Below are 17580 nucleotides of genomic sequence, written 5' to 3'. Positions count from 1 at the left end.
CTCCCGATCGCTCTATCGCATCCGCCCTTGAAGCAAGGGTCTATTTCTCAATAAAATGACGCGTAGATTCAAAGTGTTGTGAAGCGGGCCAATCTCGTGTCTGCGGGACGCGCGGCGCGCTCGTTTGTTCCTTTGTCCGATCCCCCGGATCGTGGCTGAAATCATTCTGGTCCAAGGGCGGGGGCAAGAATGCCCCCGCGGGTTTCAATGGAGAGGCATCAGCCCCAGCACTTGTTGAGACCTTCCTTCGTGTCGATCGAGTCGAGGCCCTTGACTGGCTTGTCGGTCACCAGCGTCACGCCAGTGTCGACGAAGCTCTTGCCTTCGGTCGGCTTCGGCTTTTCACCCGTATCGGCGAACTTCTTGACGGCTTCCACGCCGAGAGCCGCCATCAGCAGCGGATATTGCTGCGAGGTCGCGCCGATTACGCCTTCCGCGACGTTCTTGACGCCAGGGCAACCGCCATCGACGGAAACAATCAGAACGTCCTTCTCACGACCAACCGCTTTCAGCGCCTCGTAGGCGCCAGCAGCCGCAGGCTCATTAATGGTGTGAACGACGTTGATGGTCGGATCCTTCTGCAGCAGGTTTTCCATGGCCGAGCGGCCACCTTCTTCATTACCGTTGGTAACATCATGGCCAACGATGCGCGGATCGGTTTCATCACCGATCTTGTTGATGTCTTTCACGTCGATGCCAAAGCCCTTCATGAAGCCCTGGTTACGCAGCACATCCACCGTTGGCTGGGAGGGGGTGAGGTTAAGGAAGGCGATTTTTGCGTCCTTGGCCTTGTCGCCAAGGGTGCCGGCGGCCCATTTGCCGATCAGCTCACCTGCCAGAAGATTGTCGGTGGCAAAGGTGGAATCGGCGGCATCGACAGGCTCCAGAGGCGTGTCGAGAGCGATCACCAGAAGGCCGGCATCACGCGCCTTCTGCACGGCCGGAACAATGCCCTTGGTGTCCGATGCGGTGATCAGGATACCCTTGGCGCCATCGGCGATGCAGGTCTCGATGGCTGCAACCTGGCTTTCGGAATCGCCGTCGATCTTGCCGGCATAGGATTTCAGCGTCACGCCAAGTTCTTTGGCCTTGGCGGTCGCGCCTTCCTTCATCTTGACGAAGAAGGGATTGGTGTCGGTTTTGGTAATGAGGCACACCGATGTGTCTGCCGCGGACGCGACGGAAGCGAAAGAAACGCCAAGCGCAAGCGCGCCCAGAAGAGCGGAAACAGTGGTCTTCATGAGATCCTCCCAATGGATATTTGAGCACCGTGACGGTTACCCGACGATCTCGTCTCCTCCGAGAACAACGACCGTTGGCCCAGATGGAACCACCAAAGGAAACGCCTGTCAATAAATAAATCCGATTGAATTATTAATTCGGTATGGCATTCTAATATGCGGCAGGGAGGAATATCGCCACCGTTGTTTACGTTGCGATAGCAAGATTGCCATAAAGCCTGCAGGTATCGGTCGTGACGGATATAGCGGGCGGGAGGATGACATTATGAGACAATCTGTCGAGACGGCGCCGCCTGCGCCGCCCACCATTATGGATATCAGCGGTGGTGCCAATCAGATCGGGGTGCGCGCTTATAATGAGCGGCTGGTGCTGTCGCTCGTTCGCCGCCATGGCGGATTGTCGAAAGCCGAAATATCCAGGCTTTGCGGCCTTTCGGCGCAAACCGTATCGGTCATCATGCGCTCGCTGGAGAAAGACGGCCTTCTCATTCGTGGTGAAAGACTGCGCGGAAAAGTCGGGCAACCATCGACACCCATGCGTCTCAATCCCGACGCCGTCTTTTCGTTTGGCGTGAAGATCGGCCGGCGCAGTGTCGATCTCGTGCTGATGGATTTTGTCGGCCGGATCAAACTCAAGCTGCGCAAGACTTACCCTTACCCCCTGCCGGAATGGATATTGCCGTTCGTGATCGAAGGGATCACGGAGATCGAATCGAAATTGTCCCCGGCGGAACGGCAAAAAATCACCGGAGTTGGTATCGCCGCCCCATTCGAGCTGTGGAACTGGGCCCAGGAAGTGGGCGCGCCGCAGGCCGAAATGGAACGGTGGCGGGATGTTGATATCCGCTCCAAAATTGCGGAAGGCGTCAGCTACCCGGTCTTTCTGCAGAATGACGCGACCAGCGCCTGTGGTGCAGAACTGGTTTTTGGCGCCGGCCAGAACTACCCGGATTTTCTCTATATCTTCATCGGCTCCTTCATCGGTGGCGGCGTCGTTTTGAATTCGGCGTTGTTCTCCGGAAAAACGGGCACCGCCGGCGCAATCGGCCCCCTACCTGTGCAGGGGCAGGATGGCAATACGGTTCAGCTTCTGAAAATCGCGTCGATCTTCGTTCTGGAGAACATGCTGCGCGAAAAGGGTATCGATCCACGTCCCCTGTGGTTCTCACCCGACGAATGGATCGATTTCGGCGAACCGCTGGAAAGCTGGATCAACAAGACGGCCGCCGCGCTGGCGCAGGCCGTCATCGCCGCCGCCTCCATCATCGACTTTTCCAGTGTCATCATCGATGGCGGTTTTCCCGATTGGGTCAGAGCGAGGATCGTCTCTGCCACCCGGCTTGCTCTCAAACACCACGACCTTCAGGGCGTCACGCTGCCGGAGATCATCGAGGGCGCGGTCGGCAGCCAGGCCCGGGCGATCGGGGGGGCAAGCCTGCCCCTGTTCTCCCGTTATCTCATCGATCAGAACGTTCTATTTAAGGACACGACAGGCTGAGTCTTTACCCTTTACCTGACTATCCCCAAAGCTGGTCTTGCCGAATTAATCTGCCAGTCACTCGCCAGCGGCGTGCTGCATGATCGCCTCCAGAAAGGCGGGGCCGTAGCGCTCCAGCTTGGTGTCTCCGACGCCGGGGATTTGCGCCATCTCCCTCGCCGAGGCCGGTTTCGCAGCGGCGAGTTCGATCAGGGTCTTGTCGTGAAAAATCACATAAGGCGGGACGTTCTGCGCGCGGGCAATTTCCATGCGCTTCGCGCGCAGCACCTCGAAGAGACCACGATCCGCCTCCGGCAAAGCTGTCGATGCGGCATTACGCGGCGTCTGCTGTCGGGTCGAGCGGGGCGCAGACGGTATTCTCAGCATCAGGGATGGCTTTTCGCGCAGGAACCGCCTCCCGTCTTCGGAAATCGACAATCCGCCATGTCCGGACAGATCCACCTCGATCAGGCGAAGCGCAACCAGCTGCCGCAAAATCGCGCGCCAGGTGCGATTATCATGCTCTTTGCCGATCCCGTAAGTGGTGATCTGATCGTGTCCGAAACGAGAAATCCGCTCGTCCTCGACGCCCAGCAAGACGCGGATGACATAGGCCTGGCCGAAACGTTCCCCGGTGCGGTAAATGCAGGAGAGCAGCTTTTGCGCGGCTATCGCGCCGTCAAACAGATCCGGCGGCTCGGCGCAGGTATCACAATTACCACAGGGCTCGCATCGATCGCCAAAATAAGAGAGCAGGATCTGCCGGCGGCAGCCCGCCGTTTCCGCAAGACCGAGCAGGGAATCAAGCTTCTGGCGCTCCATATGTTTGCGCTGGTCCGCGGCGTCCGATTCTTCAATGAAGCGGTTGCGCAAAGCGATGTCTTCATAACCGTAGAGCATAAGCACGTCTGAGGGCAGACCATCACGACCGGCGCGGCCGGTCTCCTGATAATAGGCCTCGATGCTGCCGGGCAAATCGATATGGACAACGAAACGCACATCCGGCTTATCGATGCCCATGCCGAAAGCGACGGTCGCGACAATAATCACCGCCTCACCATGTTGAAAACGGGTCTGGTTCTCTTCGCGGGCGGCCTTGTCCATACCTGCGTGATAGGGCAGCGCATCTCGCCCCTCTTCCCGCAACCACGCCGCCGTCTCATCCACCTTGCGTTTCGACAGGCAATAAACGATGCCGCTTTCATTCTCCCGGCCATTGAGAAAACGTTTCAGCTGGGCGCGGGGATTGTCCTTTTCCATGATCGCATAGCGGATGTTGGGACGGTCGAAGCCGGCGATGAAAGCATCTTTGTCATCGATGCCCAGATGGCCGAGAATCTCGGCGCGGGTGGGCTCGTCCGCGGTCGCCGTCAGCGCCATGCGCGGCGTGTCGGGAAAACGCTCGATCAATGTGTCGAGCTGACGATAAGGCGGGCGGAAATCATGCCCCCATTGCGACAGGCAATGCGCCTCATCGACCGCGATCAACGACAGGTCAATGGATTGAAGCGCGTCGAGAACATCGGGTTTGAGCAGGGTTTCCGGCGCGGCATAAAGAATATCGACCTTGCCGGCCCGCATATCCCGCCAGAGCGCACGGCGCTCTTCCAGAGAAAGATCGGAATTGAGCGCCTCGGCCCGCACACCAGCCTGACGCAGGGCAGCCACCTGATCGACCATCAACGCTATGAGCGGCGATACGATAAGCCCCATTCCCGCCCGGGCAAGCGCCGGGATCTGGTAACAAAGCGACTTTCCTCCACCCGTGGGCATGAGTACGAATGCATTGTTTCCTGCCATGACATGCTGGATGATCTCGCCCTGGCGTCCACGGAATGTATCATAGCCGTAGATGGTCTTGAGTATCTGCAAAGGTTCGGCGGTCACGGCGGCTTTCTTCTGCGTTGGATGATTTGCGCATCATGGCCAAATCCGGATTTATGGCAATCTCGAACGGCTGGATCGGCACAGAAAGAGATGCAGATTGCGACCCAGATGATGCATGGGTATTTGAGTGCTTGGAACGCAAAAGCCCTCCGCGGCGGGAGGGCATTTTATTGTATGATAGTCTTTGTAGGGGATTTGGTTGCGGGGGCCTGCTTTCATCATTACTTGCGACCGCCTCGATCATCCGAGCCTGCATTCAGGAGCGTTGCTACAGAGGGTCTAATGGGGCTATTTCGCGCCGTAGCGTAACGACTTCCACCAGCGTAGAGCTACCAAAACAAGTCCTGGATAACCGACGCGACCAATCTCTCGCCTCCTCCACTTCGTTGCGGCCCGACTGGTGCGGTCCGATCGTTACCGTTCTTGTCGACAGCCATTGAGGCCGCGATGGGCGCGGCACGAGCAACTGAAAAGGATCACGACAATGGCAACCATCGGCTCTTTGACCGCTTCCGAAAACGGCTTTTCCGGCACCATCATGACCCTCAACCTCAACCTCAAGGCCAAGATCGTCCGGGTCGAACGCTCCTCCGACGACGCACCCGATTTTAGGGTTCTGGCCGGCAAAACGTTGAATTCGGCGCCGGCTGGCAGAAGCAGGCCCGCGAGAGCGAGTGCGACTACATCTCGGTCAAGCTCGACGACCCAAGCTTCCCTGCACCGATCTACGCGACGTTGACCGAGGTCCAGGGACAGGAGGGCCTACAGCTCATCTGGTCGCGCAACACGCGTCGCTGACGGTCGGACCGAAAGCCCCGCTCGAACCGAGCGGGGCTTTCGTCGTGTCACTTTTTGAGCGCATCCTTCAGCATCATGGCCGGCTGGAAGCCGACTTTCTTGGCGGCGGCGACCTTGATCGACGCGCCGGTCGACCGGCTTCGCTCTCGCACGTCGTCTCCATCTTGAACTCGCCGAAGCCCGCCAGCCAGGTCTCGGCGCCGACAACCTGCTGGCCGATCATGTGCGGATTTCCAATCGCGCGATATGAAATTATCTACCCACAAAGCTCGTGAGATTGCTGAGTGCCAGATACTCGGACCGCGCTTCCAGCAGCTTCTCGTAGACGTGTCCTATGCCTTCCGAGCTGCCGACGCCTGCGCGGGTTGCGCAATAATAGGACCAGGCGAGTTGCTGGCGATCGAGGGCAAGCGCGAGAACCTGATCCATGCGAGTAGCGTCAGACATCGAGTTGAGTTTGAGGGTGGCCAGCTTATAGGCTGCCTGAAAGCGCTCGGTCTTGCTGTCTGGATCGAAGGTCACCTCGATTGTCCGGCCTCCGAAGTCTTTTGACCTCAAAACGTTGAACTTCTCGCCGAAGAAGGACCGTATCCACTGAAACCGTGGAATGGCCTCCTCGATCTTGCCCTGAAAGATGTCGGCGACCGACTGCACCGTGCACTCCGTCGAGAACAAGGCCTGCTTGTAATTGTCTAGTGCGTGATCGCCGATGGCGTTGATCTGTTTTACCGCCTCGGCCATGAGACCGCGCACGGTCTGATCGGTAAGATCGAGATTCTTGCCGTAGGTTCGGTCCAAGGTATCGACCAGATTGGTGGCTACCCGGTCCATTTCGCGAAGATCGGCCTGGACGCCGGCATGCAGGGCGTCGTTCAGCCCAGGCAGTATTTCAGCCCAGCGCTTCATTGCATCGGCAACCTCTTTCAGGCCGTCGACATCGGCCTTGACGCATCCGGCGAGGCAGAGCGGGGAGGAGGCCTGGCTCGGTATTGCCAACATGAGAAAAGTGAAGATTGTGAGGATCGGGCGCATCAGTTTATCTTCACGTAATAGTGGAACGGACTGCGCATCGTGGCGATGCCAAGGTAATTGGTGTTTCCATCGCTCCACCCACCCCATACGTTGTGCTTCCAATTCAGGGTGCGGCCGTGGGCAACGACGCGTCCTTCGCTGACAAGAACTTCGAACTGATCGGTATCCTGCTCCACGTCGTTGTTCGCCCGATTGCCTTGCACCGTTCTGGCCGCGAAGTGAAATTTCCAGTCGGCTGAAGCAAATTGCGGCGTGCGAAGCTGATCCACTACCTGTCCGGCCTGAGCCGTCCCGTCCACCACATCCAATACCATCCTCTGCTGGGCGAGCTGACGAAGGTCAGGCGCATAGGCCTGTCCGGTAAGCTTCTGATAGGTGGAGTTTGCCGGCAGGGCCCGGCCATCCGCCGGCACCCAGCTGCTCGGATCATATTGTGGGCTAGCCTCGTTGAGGAACTGCTCAGGCGTCAAAACCGACGTCACGACGGTTCCAACTGGGACCTCCTTGCGGGAGATCTCCGCATAGACGCCGCGAAGCTGGTCTTGGAAGCCCTGGGCGATGAGGGCCACCTGCCGGACACACTGAAGTACCGACATGTCGTCGCTGCAACCCGTCGTCGCCGATGTTGCTGCGCCTGCCGTCAAGGTACCGAGGGCGGCGAGGGCAAAGAGGGTTCTTATCTTCATTCCTTAATCTCCGTTGGGGGGCTTGATATCACCGTGGATGTGGGCGCGACCTTTCGCGCAAAGATTCAATCGCCATACGCTGGCGCTCGCGTGCCACTTCAGCCGCGATGCGTGCGGCTATGGCGCCGTTCGCGGAGGTTGTCGCTTCGATACGACTTTGAAGCGCGTCAAGAAGCGGTGCGGAGGCAAGCGCTATCCGTTGCTGGAAGAGGGCGAGCTTTTCTTTCAGCTCATTCAGCCTGGGAGTGATCGTCTCCAGCGTCCGGTCGTTTTCCAGAAAATCGTTTGCAAGCCGGGAGGCGGCATCTTCGACGAATGCCGAAAGGAAAGCTCCGAAAAATGCCTCTCCGCCATAGCCCGAAATCGCTCCGACGAGGCTCGACATCATTTCACGGGCCGCGACGGTTTTGGATTGCACTGTCCGGCTGTCGTCAATCAGCTGCCGGAGAGCGTCACGATCAATCGATGGTGCCGCTTGTGTGTCCGCCGTCCGCTGCTGCTGCCATGTCGGTTGGTCTCCCGAAGCCTTCAAGCTTTCATAGCTCTTGATGGCCGTTCGGCGTATATCTTCTGGTGCAATATTGCGGATGCGGCCTGTAAAGGATCCAAGATTTGTTCGCAAACTGCTTGTTGGGTCTGAAAGCTTCGAATTGATCAGCTGGATGACAGAAAGTTCGGCGCTGACAGCGACATAGTCCTTCCAGCGGGCCGTAAACTCGCTGCGGGTGCTCGGGTGCCAGCCTTCCGCCGGCGCTGCTGACAGAACCGTAAAGCTTGTCGCAGCCACAAGCGCGAGGCCAGCCAGACGGCAGCCTTCAAGGCTGCGGGTCACCCATCTTGCCGCGGCGGGATTGCCTGCGTGGATGACGAAAACCAGGACGCAGGCGGCGACACCCGCACCAAGTGGCAGAAGAAGGTAGCCGCCGATGCTGTCCTGCAAAGCCTGCACGTTTCTTTCATACCATCCGGCGGTATGCGCGATCGCCGATGACGGAGTGCTGATGGTCGTGTGATTGAGCAAGAGCAAAAAGAGTGCGTGCGGACCCAGTCCAATGATTGCAGCGGTCAGAGTCTGGTGGAACGACACCCAGAAATGATCGTTTTTTCCGGAAACCGTGGCGATGCGCAGGATGATGGCGCTGGCAAACAGTATTGTGCAAAATCCGCCGAACAGCACCGAACGCAACAGCGCGACGGGCGCTAGGATAATTGCGCCCAGCGGAGGAACGCCGCCGACGAGAAGCGCAATTGCACTGAAGCTGCAGGCGATCAGGCACACACGCCAGCCAAGCTGAGACCGCGTCAGCGGCGCTTCCTCTAGCATGGCTTATGCGCGCAGCAGAGCTGCGGCCCACCCTTCTCTCTGACGAGAGCCAAGCGCGTCTCGAAAAATTCTGGCCGCACGCCGAACAGCCCGAAGAGCCACGTGTATAGCCGAAGAGGTATCCGGATGGTAAGACGGACAGGCAGAAGCCGGTCGAGAAGAGCGTTAAGGTCCAGACCATCGGGCTCGGCAACCATGACGATGTCGCCGTCGAAGTCGGATGATGACGATGCGATGAAGTCACTTGCGGCCTGCATGGCGCAGGTGCCGACGTAAGCGATGTCAGTAGGGGACAAAACGCGCAATCGCTTGAGAAGAAATGTGAGCGACAGGCGGGCGAGGCTTTGCTCCACATTGCCGTCACCCGTGACGACCGTACCGAAGCGCAGAATTACGGTGGGGTGGCCTTGCAGCGCCTTGTTGAAATGGGCCTCATAGACGGTTTGCAAGGCGGCCAGGCTCTCCCCGTCGCGCGGTGAACTGTAGGCAACAGTGGAGCTGACGACGATGAAGCGACAGCCGGTGGTGACATGTTGCGCAGCTTTGTCCACGGGTCGCGTGCGTGACTGCAGCAACATCCCGAAGTCTCTGCGAAACGAGCGCGTATTGACATTCGCGCCATGAGCAAAGACGACCGTCGAGGCGCCATGCAGCAATTCAGTCACATCTCCATCAGCCATGTCCAGGAAATCCCTGGCGCCGGCGACTACAGCGCGAGTTCCGATGCGGTTTTGCAGGTCCTTGCCAACTCCGCCTTGGCCTATGATGACCACCCGCCCAGGCTCGCTCATACAAGCCTCTGAAGATTAAGCTCCATGCCGCCTCTTGGGGTCGCCGAGACACGATTGCGTTCAATGCGAGGATCGGTTTTCGGGGTTATCGTGATCAAGTAACTGCCCACCAGGACAGCGCAAAGAATCCTGAGCTGCTGCACCGCAATCGCTCTCCCGGGGCAGATTTTTGCGCCCCCTCCAAATGTCGCAAGCCTTGGTGACTTGCTCTTGTCCAGAAAGCGGTTTGGATCGAAGCGACCAAAGCTCGACCCGCAGGCGATCTTGTGGGCCTCTTCGATAGAAAGCACCAAATAGTCGCCGGGCTTGGCAAGAAGGTCTGGCAGGATATCGGAAGACTTGATCTCGCGGATGATGAAAGGGATCGACGGGTGAAGGCGCAGGGCCTCCTGGACACACCGCGCGAGTAACGTCGTATCGTCCTCGAAAAACGCGAGATCTCCGCCATCTGAACGGCCGATGAGTTCGGCCCGCAAATCTGCCTGGATATCCGGATTGGCCGCGAGCTCGTATAGAAGCCAGGCAAGCGTCGTGGAGGTCGTCTCAAAGCCTGCAATCAGCAAGGTCATGAGGTTGTCGATGATCTCGGTACGCTGGCGGTGACTTACCGCAGGTATAACTTGGTTCCAGTCATCGCCGATATTCATGCCGGCAAGCTGCTTAGAGATGAAATCGCGCAGCGCAAGACGTTGACGGCGAATGGCAAGACTCTTGCCAAACTTGCGGGTCCAGCGAAGGATGTTCGGCAAAAGCAGGAAGGTTCCTGAAGCATTGCTAGCTGCGCCAACCGCGTAGTCGATCGTCCGCTCCGATACTTGCGTTCCCTGTTCCCCGAAAATTGTCCTCAGGACAAATGCGCAGGATATCCGTTGCAATGCCGGAAGGACCGGGTACGCTCCGGCAGGCACCGTCTCTTTGACCGACAGCTTGAAGAAAAGCAGGTCGTCCTCGGCGAATTCCATGTTGCTTCTGATTGCCCGGTAGACGGCCTGCTTGGCAGAGATGTGATCGTCTCCTTCCATGACGAAGACCGACTGATCGCCGAAATAGGGCTTCAAGAAAGCGTAAGCGGCGCCGGTGCTGACGGCGTCAGCGCTCGACTTGTGGACAGCGGCGATATCGGCCGCGGCCCGCAAGAAATGCACCGTCTTTTCCTTGATCGGAATGGTGCGCTTACCACCTTCACCCGAGTAGACCGGCAGGTACATTCTAAGGGCAAACCGGTCGCCGGATCCAAAACCGTCGGCGATCAGACGGCGCTGATCAAGAAGCAGCCACCTGAGCGATGTAAGTAATGCAATAATCGACATGCCTGCGCCCCCGACAAGCGTTTACAGATAACAAAAACCAACAAAGTAGAAATTGCAAGTGGTGTCGTTTGATCACCTATCGGTGGCAAACAACGTCTGTCCTAACGTCCGAAAAATGACCTCTCTCACGAAACCAATCACGAGAACCTTTTAACAATCCGGCCACGACTTCTCGGCGGCCCTTCCTGCCGGGCCAAGAACATCCGTATCGTTTCCAACAATCGCAAGAATGGCGGCAAGAAGGCACCCGCCCTCTCCGTCTGTGTTTCGGCGTGGCCTTTGACCCCACCACCGGCGCCGAAGGCTGATCCCAGTCACGCAGTAGAAATGGCAATTTGATCAACGCGTTAATTTGATCTGACCGAGGTCGTTCTTCCGCGCCGAAAGGGGTCAAACTTCAACGCTTGATCACAACCGGTATCGTTGCCCCATGCTCTCACACCGTCGCATATGATGGTATTCATCAATCGCGCACAACGCAAAGTTTATTTGTCGAACATTAATGACCAGGCCGGACGTCAATTCTCGCACGTGGTGGCCACGTGGCTGCGAGTTGCCAATGAATCCGAGGTTGTTTGAGGGACTGGCTGAGCGTCAGCATATGGAGATGTTGGTTGCGTCCGGTGCCAGTACCCAATGATTCCAGATCCCCTCAGGCAACTCACAGCTCGCTATGATTCTCTTAGTAAGGCACCACACATTTTTATTCAGCAACAAGCCGATCCAAGTCGAGGCTTGTTCCGATTTTGGTTTGCGGGCAAGCGGCAGCAATCCTCAAGGGCTCTGCGCTTGGTTGGAATGCTAGATGATGCCCATCACTGATCGATAAGGTTCTGCCTCCAGATTCAGTGCCGCGAGCTTTCCTTTGAGAAGCCGACGTAAGTCAATCCTCTGTTCGAGAACACATCGTAGATCGAAGCCCTCCATCAAAAATAGGGCTTTCTCGGAATTCTGCTTCAGAAGCGGCACGACATTTGTCGACCACCCGTTTATTGACAAAAACAGCCCCATAGTCTGTCGTCCAGATCGCGCGACCTGCCCTGCGAGACCATCTAGCTGGCGTATGTCCGCGAGCTGCTCACGCCACCGACATTCTACGATGTAGTGCCACCCGTCAAACTCAAACGCAGCATCGATCTGCTCGGCACCGCCATTGCGACGAAAAGATTTATGGACCGGGATTGAGTGAAGGTCGAACGTCCGATTCAAGAGATCTTCGAGCAAATAGCCACGCTGGTGCGGGTTTTCGCTCATTGCCAAGTCATCGAACTGCGCAAGAAGAAGCTTACTTTGCTTTGCCAGCGCCTCGCGCTGCTGTCTCTTACTATCAAGCTCTACGGCTTCAAGCTCGGCCTTCGCCTCCGATCGCGCTCTCGCATCATTCGTCTCCATAAGTCCGCGGTAGTCAAGTGCCTTTTGCACTACACCTCTGGCGACGTACTCGTTTTGAGATAAATGAAAAGCCGTAAACTCTGAGGCGACAATAACAATGTTGCGGACAAACCGATCCTCTTCGTCGGTCTTATACAATTCTTCTAGCAGAATGGCTGCCGCATCCCGCTTTGACCTTTTACTACCGGTGGCAGGATCACGCTCGATCAAGAAACGTTTGATGAGCGGCTCGGGAGCACCTGCTTTGCGTAGCAACTGGTCGGCTGCCGCTTTTTTCAGGTTAACGAGTGTCGAAATCACTTCAATCGCCAAACGCCTGGCGTCGGAATCAATGCCCATTTGTTCTTTCGGACCTATCATGCAAGCGGTAGAAAGCCGCCATCATTACCTAGAGTTGGCGCGCCGACTTAAAATATCGACTTCTGCTTCCAATTGAAAGCCGCGCTGTGGCCAGCGCCTAGCAGTCAGCTCCCGGACATAGAGGGGGAAGCTCGGACCGGTGATGGGACGAGTTCGAACGGCAGTCTTCCACTCGCCGAGGCGGTCACGTCGCGGTCGAAATCCGCCCGATCATAGTCTCGCGGATAGTAAGAGAAGCTCTTAAGCGTGAAATACGCATCCATGCTCATGAAACGCCTCGACACCTTGAGACTTGCAAGTTCGGCCTGGTCCGCGTCGAAATCTTTGCTGAGATGCATACGCGTGATACCGGTTTCGCCCGCGCTCGCAGCATCGACCGGACGGGCGCCCACGAGCGACCACTCATCCAAAAGTATGTTAGCAGTGGCCGGCGGGCCGTAGGCGACTACGGGACCAACGGAGACCCCGGCGATACAGGACGCATGGGAATCCAGCCATTGGGTAGTCTCCGCCAGGGTTTTTCGTGTCTCACCCGCGTATAGCAGCACATTGACCTTGGCCAGTACGCCCGCGTCGCGGCAAGCCTGAAGCAGCGCGGACGCCTTGGTCAGATATCGTTCGGGATTATTCGCCTTCTTCATCGCTAATATTTGCGTTGGCGATGCGGTTTCCAAGCCCAGATCAAGTATCTTAAGACCCGCACTTGCAAGATGGGGAATGGCCTCCGGCAGCAGTGCATCGACCCGGCTCTCCGTCCGCCACTTTACATCGAGGTTCAGCTCTTGAACTGCTGCCGCAAGCCGCGCACTCCAGCGCGGATTAGGCACGAACATCGAGGCCTGCATGTAGGGATGTATTTCCGATCCTGAGTATTGATCCTGCACCAAGGCAATTGAGCGTGCGATCTCTTCCGGCTCGCGCAGCTTTTCCAAAGGGATGTCGCGCTCCTCGCAGAACTTACATCCCATGCCGCAGCCCCTAGATGCCTCGATGCTTGGCTGAAAGCGTAGCTGGTCGACCACTCGCAGATGGTTGAGGGTAAACGCAGGTGTCGGGGCTGCAAGACGGCGCAGGTCTGGGCTATCTGTGAGGAGGCTCTCGATGACGGGCTCACCTAAGCCGGGGACGAACACATCGGCCTCGGGAAGCTTGGACCGCAGCCAGGCCACGTCCGGCCCCACCACCCATCTCCCGCCGACAACGATGCGTGCTTCCTGGTCCATTGCCTTCACGAGACGACAGAAGGCCTGCGCCCAAGGCAACGCGTAGAAGCTTGGGATTGAAAGCATCACCGGATGTCGTGTCGGAAAGATTCCCATAGATGCCAAGCGATGAAGTGTGACTTCGGGCGTTTCGTGGTCGCCGTGGATTAAAAGGGTGTTCCGGCCGTCCAGCTCCAGCATGGTGGCGAGGGACAAAGCGCCATAGTTGAGGTAGAGTTGGCGACGGGCCAACGGGTGGTCACGCTTCTTAGGGGAAAGCAAACCCGCTGAAATAAATGGAATTACGTTCGATCTTTCCATAGAATATAGCTTCCCCCTCAGCGTCGGGAAGTCATATAGGAGCGAATATTGCCATTTATAAGTATTGAGGGGATCGATGGTAGCGGAAAAAGCGAACAGACCCGAATCCTGACAGACCGGCTGATTGCGGTAGGCAAGGAGGTGATCCGCACCAAGGAGCCAGATGGCGGGCACTTAGGTAGCGAGGTCAGGGCGATGATGGTAGTACCCAATCGCACCCTTTCTCCGGTTGAGCAAATGCTTCTGGTGAATGCATCGCGGTACGGGCACGTCCGAACGGTCATCCGCCCGGCTCTGGCTGCCGGGGCCTGGGTTATCTCAGACCGATTTATCGATTCCACTTTCGCGTTCCAGGTCCACGGTCAAGAAGATGGCCTAGGAAAGATGTTCGAGGCTATCAGGGACGTTGTGGTAGGGGGCACAATGCCGGATCTCACCATTGTCCTCGATTTGCCATCCGATGCCGCGCTGGAGCGCCGCTCCAAGAGGCAGGGGGACATTGACGACCCCGCCGAAGTCTCCAGGAACTTCGGCGAGATCAGACGAGGTCTCCTGGTAGCCGCCGCTCGCGCTCCCAGCCGTTGCAAGGTTGTTGACGCCGACGCACCTTTGGCTGATGTCGCCGATCGGGTGTGGCAAGCCGTTGCAACCGCGTTCCGGCTCGAATGAACCGAAGGTCTAGCTGACTCAAGCTTTGATGAGACCCGGCCACAGAGAGAAAGGGCCTTGCTACATTGAATCCGCAGACCCGGAACCTTCTGGTGAAACGAATTGCTGAGTCGGTGGAGGCGATGGGGCCTGCGCCGGTGTTTGAACGCTTCGCGGTCGTTCTGGTGGAACACCTCCTTGACATCAACCTATTCCAGAGTGGGTCGTCCATATTGGGGAACCCCGTCGCTGGCACGCTCGACGCGACGTCTTCGGACCAACGCGTGGTTGTTGAGGCCTCAGCGCTTCAGACCTATTTCGGACAGCAGATGGCAAAGGCCCACAACGATCTGCGGCATGCCCTTAAGCTTGCTCCGGATGCCGAGCGGATCGTCCTGGTATCATCGCAGCGGGCGCCTGTCGGAACCATTGAGGATTTTGTGCAGGGTGCGGCGCGGGATCCTCTCACGGTTGATAGGAAAATCATCGTCCTCGACAGCCGTCGAATTGCAGAAGCGATAGTCGACGAGCTAGTAGTCAAAGACAATGCAATGGACGCTTTGTCGGAGCTCCTACCGGCGTTGGACGAAGTCCGAGACTTGCATCCCTACAATCTCGCCGCACCCGTGCAAGACAGCCGGTTCGTTTCTCGGGAGGATATCGACCGTGAATTAAGCCGTAGGCTGGCCGAGACAACCTGTGTGGAAGTCGCCGGCCTTGGTGGGCTGGGGAAGTCGATGGCAGCAGCGGCATTCCTTCGTAAACATGGTGGCGAATTCGAATACCCCTTTTGGGTCGATGCACGCAGCATCGGAGGTGTCGAGCAGCTTTCGGCCGTACCGTTGCGGCGAGGTGGGGCGGACCGCAACGTGCTCGGTTTGCTCAAGAGGCACCGATGCCTGGTCGTGCTCGACGATGCCAGCGAGGAATTGACGTCTGAAGCTTTGTTAAAAGTGTGCGGCCCGGAATCAAGGATTGTCGTCACACGTCGGCGCAGAACGCCTGGATGTTACGATCTTCCACTCATGGACGGCCAGGAAGCACGCAAAATTCTGGATGCGGGTCTCGACTCGCCAATCACTCCCCACGCCTTCGAAGCTATCATCGCTGCCCTCGGCGGCCATCCGTTGAGCCTGCGGTTGGTGAACGGTGCAGTAAGATTCGGAGCCTCATGGGAAGACATGATCGATGATTGTCCTAGGCTGGGCAGCATGGTCGACGGTGAAGTGCTGCTTGCAGAAAGGGTACTTGGGCGCTTGAGGCCAATCCTATCCGAAGAGTTGTCCGTATTCGTCTGGGCAAGCCAGCCCAACTGCGATCGCGGTTTCCTCAAATCGGTCATTGGTGCAGTGGGGCTACGAAAGCTGCAGGATTTCGGGCTCACCGCACCCGACAGCCCCTCCTCGCTTCGCTTGCATGACATTGTCTATTCCTCATTGCGTACCGGCGATTGGCTCTCTGCGAAGCGGTCAAGAGATCTCGACGACGCGCTCGAGCGGTATCTGGCAACTCAGATGCGAGGCGATGGGCATGGTTTGCAGACCACGGCGGCGCAACTCCGCAACCGGGTCCGGAAACTGGCGGAGGGTGGCGACCGGAGGCCAGCCTTCCTGCATGCGCTGCTTGCCGCTTGGTCTCCTCACGAGATCGACCCAAGGCTGCTGCCTTCACCTGCAACCAAGGCAGCCGATATAGCTGGCCGGAACGCAACCGATTCTGACGCTGAAATTCTCCTTGTTCTCGAGACCATCGAAGCCTTGAATCGATACGAGAAGCACTTCAATGGATATGCAAGCGCGCAAGAGATGCTCCGGGACGTACTGCCCGTCTACGCGGTACTAGGCGGCACTCCCGGCCTGAGCCCGCGTCAGGCAGCGGAGATCAAGCATCACCAAGCAAAGGCACTCAAGCTTCTTAGACGGGAGGATGATGCGCTGGCATTGTTTGAGGAAGTGGTGAAAAGTTTCCCATTGAACGAAGCCAAGCTGCAGCTTGTCCGTCTGCATGCCAAGCCCGGCGGGTATGAGCGAGCAATCACGCTGGCGATGGAGATCATCGAGGCGCATCGTGCGGGCATGGGGGTTACTGCCTCCGTGCTCATGGGTCTGTCGGACACCCTAAATGGAGGTCGTGCGCGATGGTCCGGTGAGATACTCGCCAAGCATGACGAACTCCTCATGTCGCAAGCTTTGTTCAGCGCTGCCTCCGGGGTCGCCCAAGGATACGATGCGCTTTCCGCGTTCGCGCGTTCCTGGGCGTGGAATGCTCCGGAGCGCCTTCAGCGGTTGCTTTCACAGTTGCCGGAACCTACGCCGTTCATGCTGAGCGACGAAAGGAGCCGTGCAGGCTACGCTGAGATTCTCTATCACGCTGCGCTGATGGAGACCGACGGCAGCGCGTCCCGCGCTCTTGAAGCCTACGAGAGTCTACGGTCGCCCGACGCATTCCAGCAACGCAGGTGGGGGGAGATACTCAACATGCTGGGCCGTTTTGACACCGCGGAAACCATTTTGCAGGGCATTGACGATCCTGATAGCCGCATATGGGTCACGAACAGTCTGTCACAAACCAAGTTGGGATTGGGAAAGACCGCCGAAGCGCTGACGCTTATAGACGAAGCGATCGCGGGGGCAACGGGACGAAACGAGATCTATCTGGGGAGTTTCCTATTGCAGCGCGCCAAAACGCTGCTGGCGCTTGGGGAGGATCCGACTGCCGAAATCGAAGCAGCGCTTGCTGGAGGGATTAATCCCCGCCAGCGAACCGAGTTGCTCGCCATGCAGGCCTCACTACATGGCGACAATTGATCAGTAACAGCTTTGACAAGCCGATCCCTTTCTGCGTGGCTATCCCCCTGACACATGGCATTGCCTCGCTTGTAGCCCCCCCCGCTTTGCGCCTGTCGATTTTGGAATTTGTGTTTTGCGCTGGGCATTTAGCGCCGACGATCGTAGCTGTTTAGCGTGCTGAATCGTAGTCTTCGGCTATTTTAGGATAGTGTAGCGTAGGAATTGGTTGCGGGGGCAGGATTTGAACCTGCGGCCTTCAGGTTATGAGCCTGACGAGCTACCGGGCTGCTCCACCCCGCGTTACCAGCGCAAGTTCGCAGAA

Annotated in this window: 12 protein-coding genes, 1 tRNA gene and 2 pseudogenes; 4 read left to right on the top strand and 11 right to left on the bottom strand. The window is 57.7% G+C overall.

Features of this window, described 5'->3' with window-relative positions:
* Positions 1 to 218: 218 nt before the first annotated feature.
* The gene (locus tag PL640_RS00075) at positions 219 to 1241 is read right to left on the bottom strand and encodes a sugar ABC transporter substrate-binding protein (RefSeq protein WP_142840711.1); all 1023 of its coding nucleotides are present in this window, start codon (positions 1239 to 1241) and stop codon (positions 219 to 221) included.
* Positions 1242 to 1506: 265 nt separating this feature from the next.
* Here PL640_RS00075 and PL640_RS00070 point away from each other — a divergent pair, with 265 nt between their 5' ends.
* Positions 1507 to 2739 (top strand): ROK family transcriptional regulator, encoded by a 1233-nt coding sequence (locus PL640_RS00070; protein WP_271360464.1) that lies wholly within the window; start codon positions 1507 to 1509, stop codon positions 2737 to 2739.
* A 57-nt stretch (positions 2740 to 2796) separates the two neighbouring features.
* On the opposite strand, the gene recQ is transcribed toward PL640_RS00070, so the two are convergent.
* Positions 2797 to 4605: a DNA helicase RecQ gene (recQ, locus tag PL640_RS00065; protein WP_271360463.1), complete on the bottom strand. Its 1809-nt coding sequence runs from the start codon at positions 4603 to 4605 to the stop codon at positions 2797 to 2799.
* A 484-nt stretch (positions 4606 to 5089) separates the two neighbouring features.
* On the opposite strand from recQ, the pseudogene PL640_RS00060 reads away from it, so the two are divergent.
* Positions 5090 to 5403 (top strand): annotated as a pseudogene (locus PL640_RS00060) (DUF736 domain-containing protein).
* 47 nt (positions 5404 to 5450) lie between these two features.
* Here the strand turns inward: PL640_RS00060 and PL640_RS00055 are convergent.
* The 8 genes and pseudogenes from PL640_RS00055 to PL640_RS00020 all read right to left on the bottom strand — a co-directional run.
* Positions 5451 to 5611: pseudogene (locus PL640_RS00055) on the bottom strand (HU family DNA-binding protein); the annotation flags it as partial.
* A 44-nt stretch (positions 5612 to 5655) separates the two neighbouring features.
* Positions 5656 to 6435: a hypothetical protein gene (locus PL640_RS00050; RefSeq protein ID WP_271360462.1), complete on the bottom strand. Its 780-nt coding sequence runs from the start codon at positions 6433 to 6435 to the stop codon at positions 5656 to 5658.
* Positions 6435 to 7121, bottom strand: a complete 687-nt coding sequence (locus tag PL640_RS00045) for a hypothetical protein (RefSeq protein ID WP_271360461.1) — start codon at positions 7119 to 7121, stop codon at positions 6435 to 6437. The genes PL640_RS00050 and PL640_RS00045 overlap by 1 nt, the downstream gene beginning before the upstream one ends.
* Positions 7122 to 7149: 28 nt before the next feature.
* Positions 7150 to 8298, bottom strand: a complete 1149-nt coding sequence (locus PL640_RS00040; RefSeq protein WP_271360460.1) for a hypothetical protein — start codon at positions 8296 to 8298, stop codon at positions 7150 to 7152.
* Between the two features lie 140 nt (positions 8299 to 8438).
* The gene (locus tag PL640_RS00035) at positions 8439 to 9236 is read right to left on the bottom strand and encodes a hypothetical protein (RefSeq protein ID WP_271360459.1); all 798 of its coding nucleotides are present in this window, start codon (positions 9234 to 9236) and stop codon (positions 8439 to 8441) included.
* Complete coding sequence (locus PL640_RS00030; RefSeq protein WP_271360458.1) at positions 9233 to 10546, bottom strand: cytochrome P450; 1314 nt, start codon at positions 10544 to 10546, stop codon at positions 9233 to 9235. The genes PL640_RS00035 and PL640_RS00030 overlap by 4 nt, the downstream gene beginning before the upstream one ends.
* Positions 10547 to 11347: 801 nt before the next feature.
* The gene (locus PL640_RS00025) at positions 11348 to 12277 is read right to left on the bottom strand and encodes a hypothetical protein (RefSeq protein ID WP_271360457.1); all 930 of its coding nucleotides are present in this window, start codon (positions 12275 to 12277) and stop codon (positions 11348 to 11350) included.
* A gap of 125 nt (positions 12278 to 12402) precedes the next feature.
* Positions 12403 to 13821 carry a B12-binding domain-containing radical SAM protein gene (locus tag PL640_RS00020; RefSeq protein ID WP_271360456.1) on the bottom strand — a complete coding sequence of 473 codons (1419 nt, stop codon included), beginning with the start codon at positions 13819 to 13821 and terminating at the stop codon, positions 12403 to 12405.
* A 48-nt stretch (positions 13822 to 13869) separates the two neighbouring features.
* On the opposite strand from PL640_RS00020, the gene tmk reads away from it, so the two are divergent.
* Both tmk and PL640_RS00010 read left to right on the top strand, forming a co-directional pair.
* Positions 13870 to 14490 (top strand): dTMP kinase, encoded by a 621-nt coding sequence (gene tmk / locus PL640_RS00015; protein ID WP_271360455.1) that lies wholly within the window; start codon positions 13870 to 13872, stop codon positions 14488 to 14490.
* 92 nt (positions 14491 to 14582) lie between these two features.
* Entirely contained in the window at positions 14583 to 17276 is a 2694-nt protein-coding gene (locus tag PL640_RS00010; RefSeq protein ID WP_271360454.1) for a hypothetical protein, read from the top strand.
* Positions 17277 to 17481: 205 nt separating this feature from the next.
* Here the strand turns inward: PL640_RS00010 and PL640_RS00005 are convergent.
* Positions 17482 to 17558 (bottom strand) — tRNA-Met (locus PL640_RS00005).
* Positions 17559 to 17580 lie beyond the last annotated feature (22 nt).

Origin of the sequence: Agrobacterium sp. ST15.16.024 (assembly GCF_027956545.1) — a bacterium.
Classification (GTDB): domain Bacteria; phylum Pseudomonadota; class Alphaproteobacteria; order Rhizobiales; family Rhizobiaceae; genus Agrobacterium; species Agrobacterium cucumeris.
The sequence above is the reverse complement of the archived record's forward strand: the minus strand, read 5'-3'. Positions and strand labels throughout refer to the sequence as shown.

Coding starts and splice junctions, on each gene's coding strand:
- PL640_RS00050 (WP_271360462.1), bottom strand. CDS start 6,435: ATGCGCCCGATCCTCACAATCTTCACTTTTCTCATGTTGGCAATACCG.
- PL640_RS00025 (WP_271360457.1), bottom strand. CDS start 12,277: ATGGGCATTGATTCCGACGCCAGGCGTTTGGCGATTGAAGTGATTTCG.
- PL640_RS00035 (WP_271360459.1), bottom strand. CDS start 9,236: ATGAGCGAGCCTGGGCGGGTGGTCATCATAGGCCAAGGCGGAGTTGGC.
- PL640_RS00075 (WP_142840711.1), bottom strand. CDS start 1,241: ATGAAGACCACTGTTTCCGCTCTTCTGGGCGCGCTTGCGCTTGGCGTT.
- PL640_RS00020 (WP_271360456.1), bottom strand. CDS start 13,821: ATGGAAAGATCGAACGTAATTCCATTTATTTCAGCGGGTTTGCTTTCC.
- PL640_RS00070 (WP_271360464.1), top strand. CDS start 1,507: ATGAGACAATCTGTCGAGACGGCGCCGCCTGCGCCGCCCACCATTATG.
- PL640_RS00030 (WP_271360458.1), bottom strand. CDS start 10,546: ATGTCGATTATTGCATTACTTACATCGCTCAGGTGGCTGCTTCTTGAT.
- PL640_RS00045 (WP_271360461.1), bottom strand. CDS start 7,121: ATGAAGATAAGAACCCTCTTTGCCCTCGCCGCCCTCGGTACCTTGACG.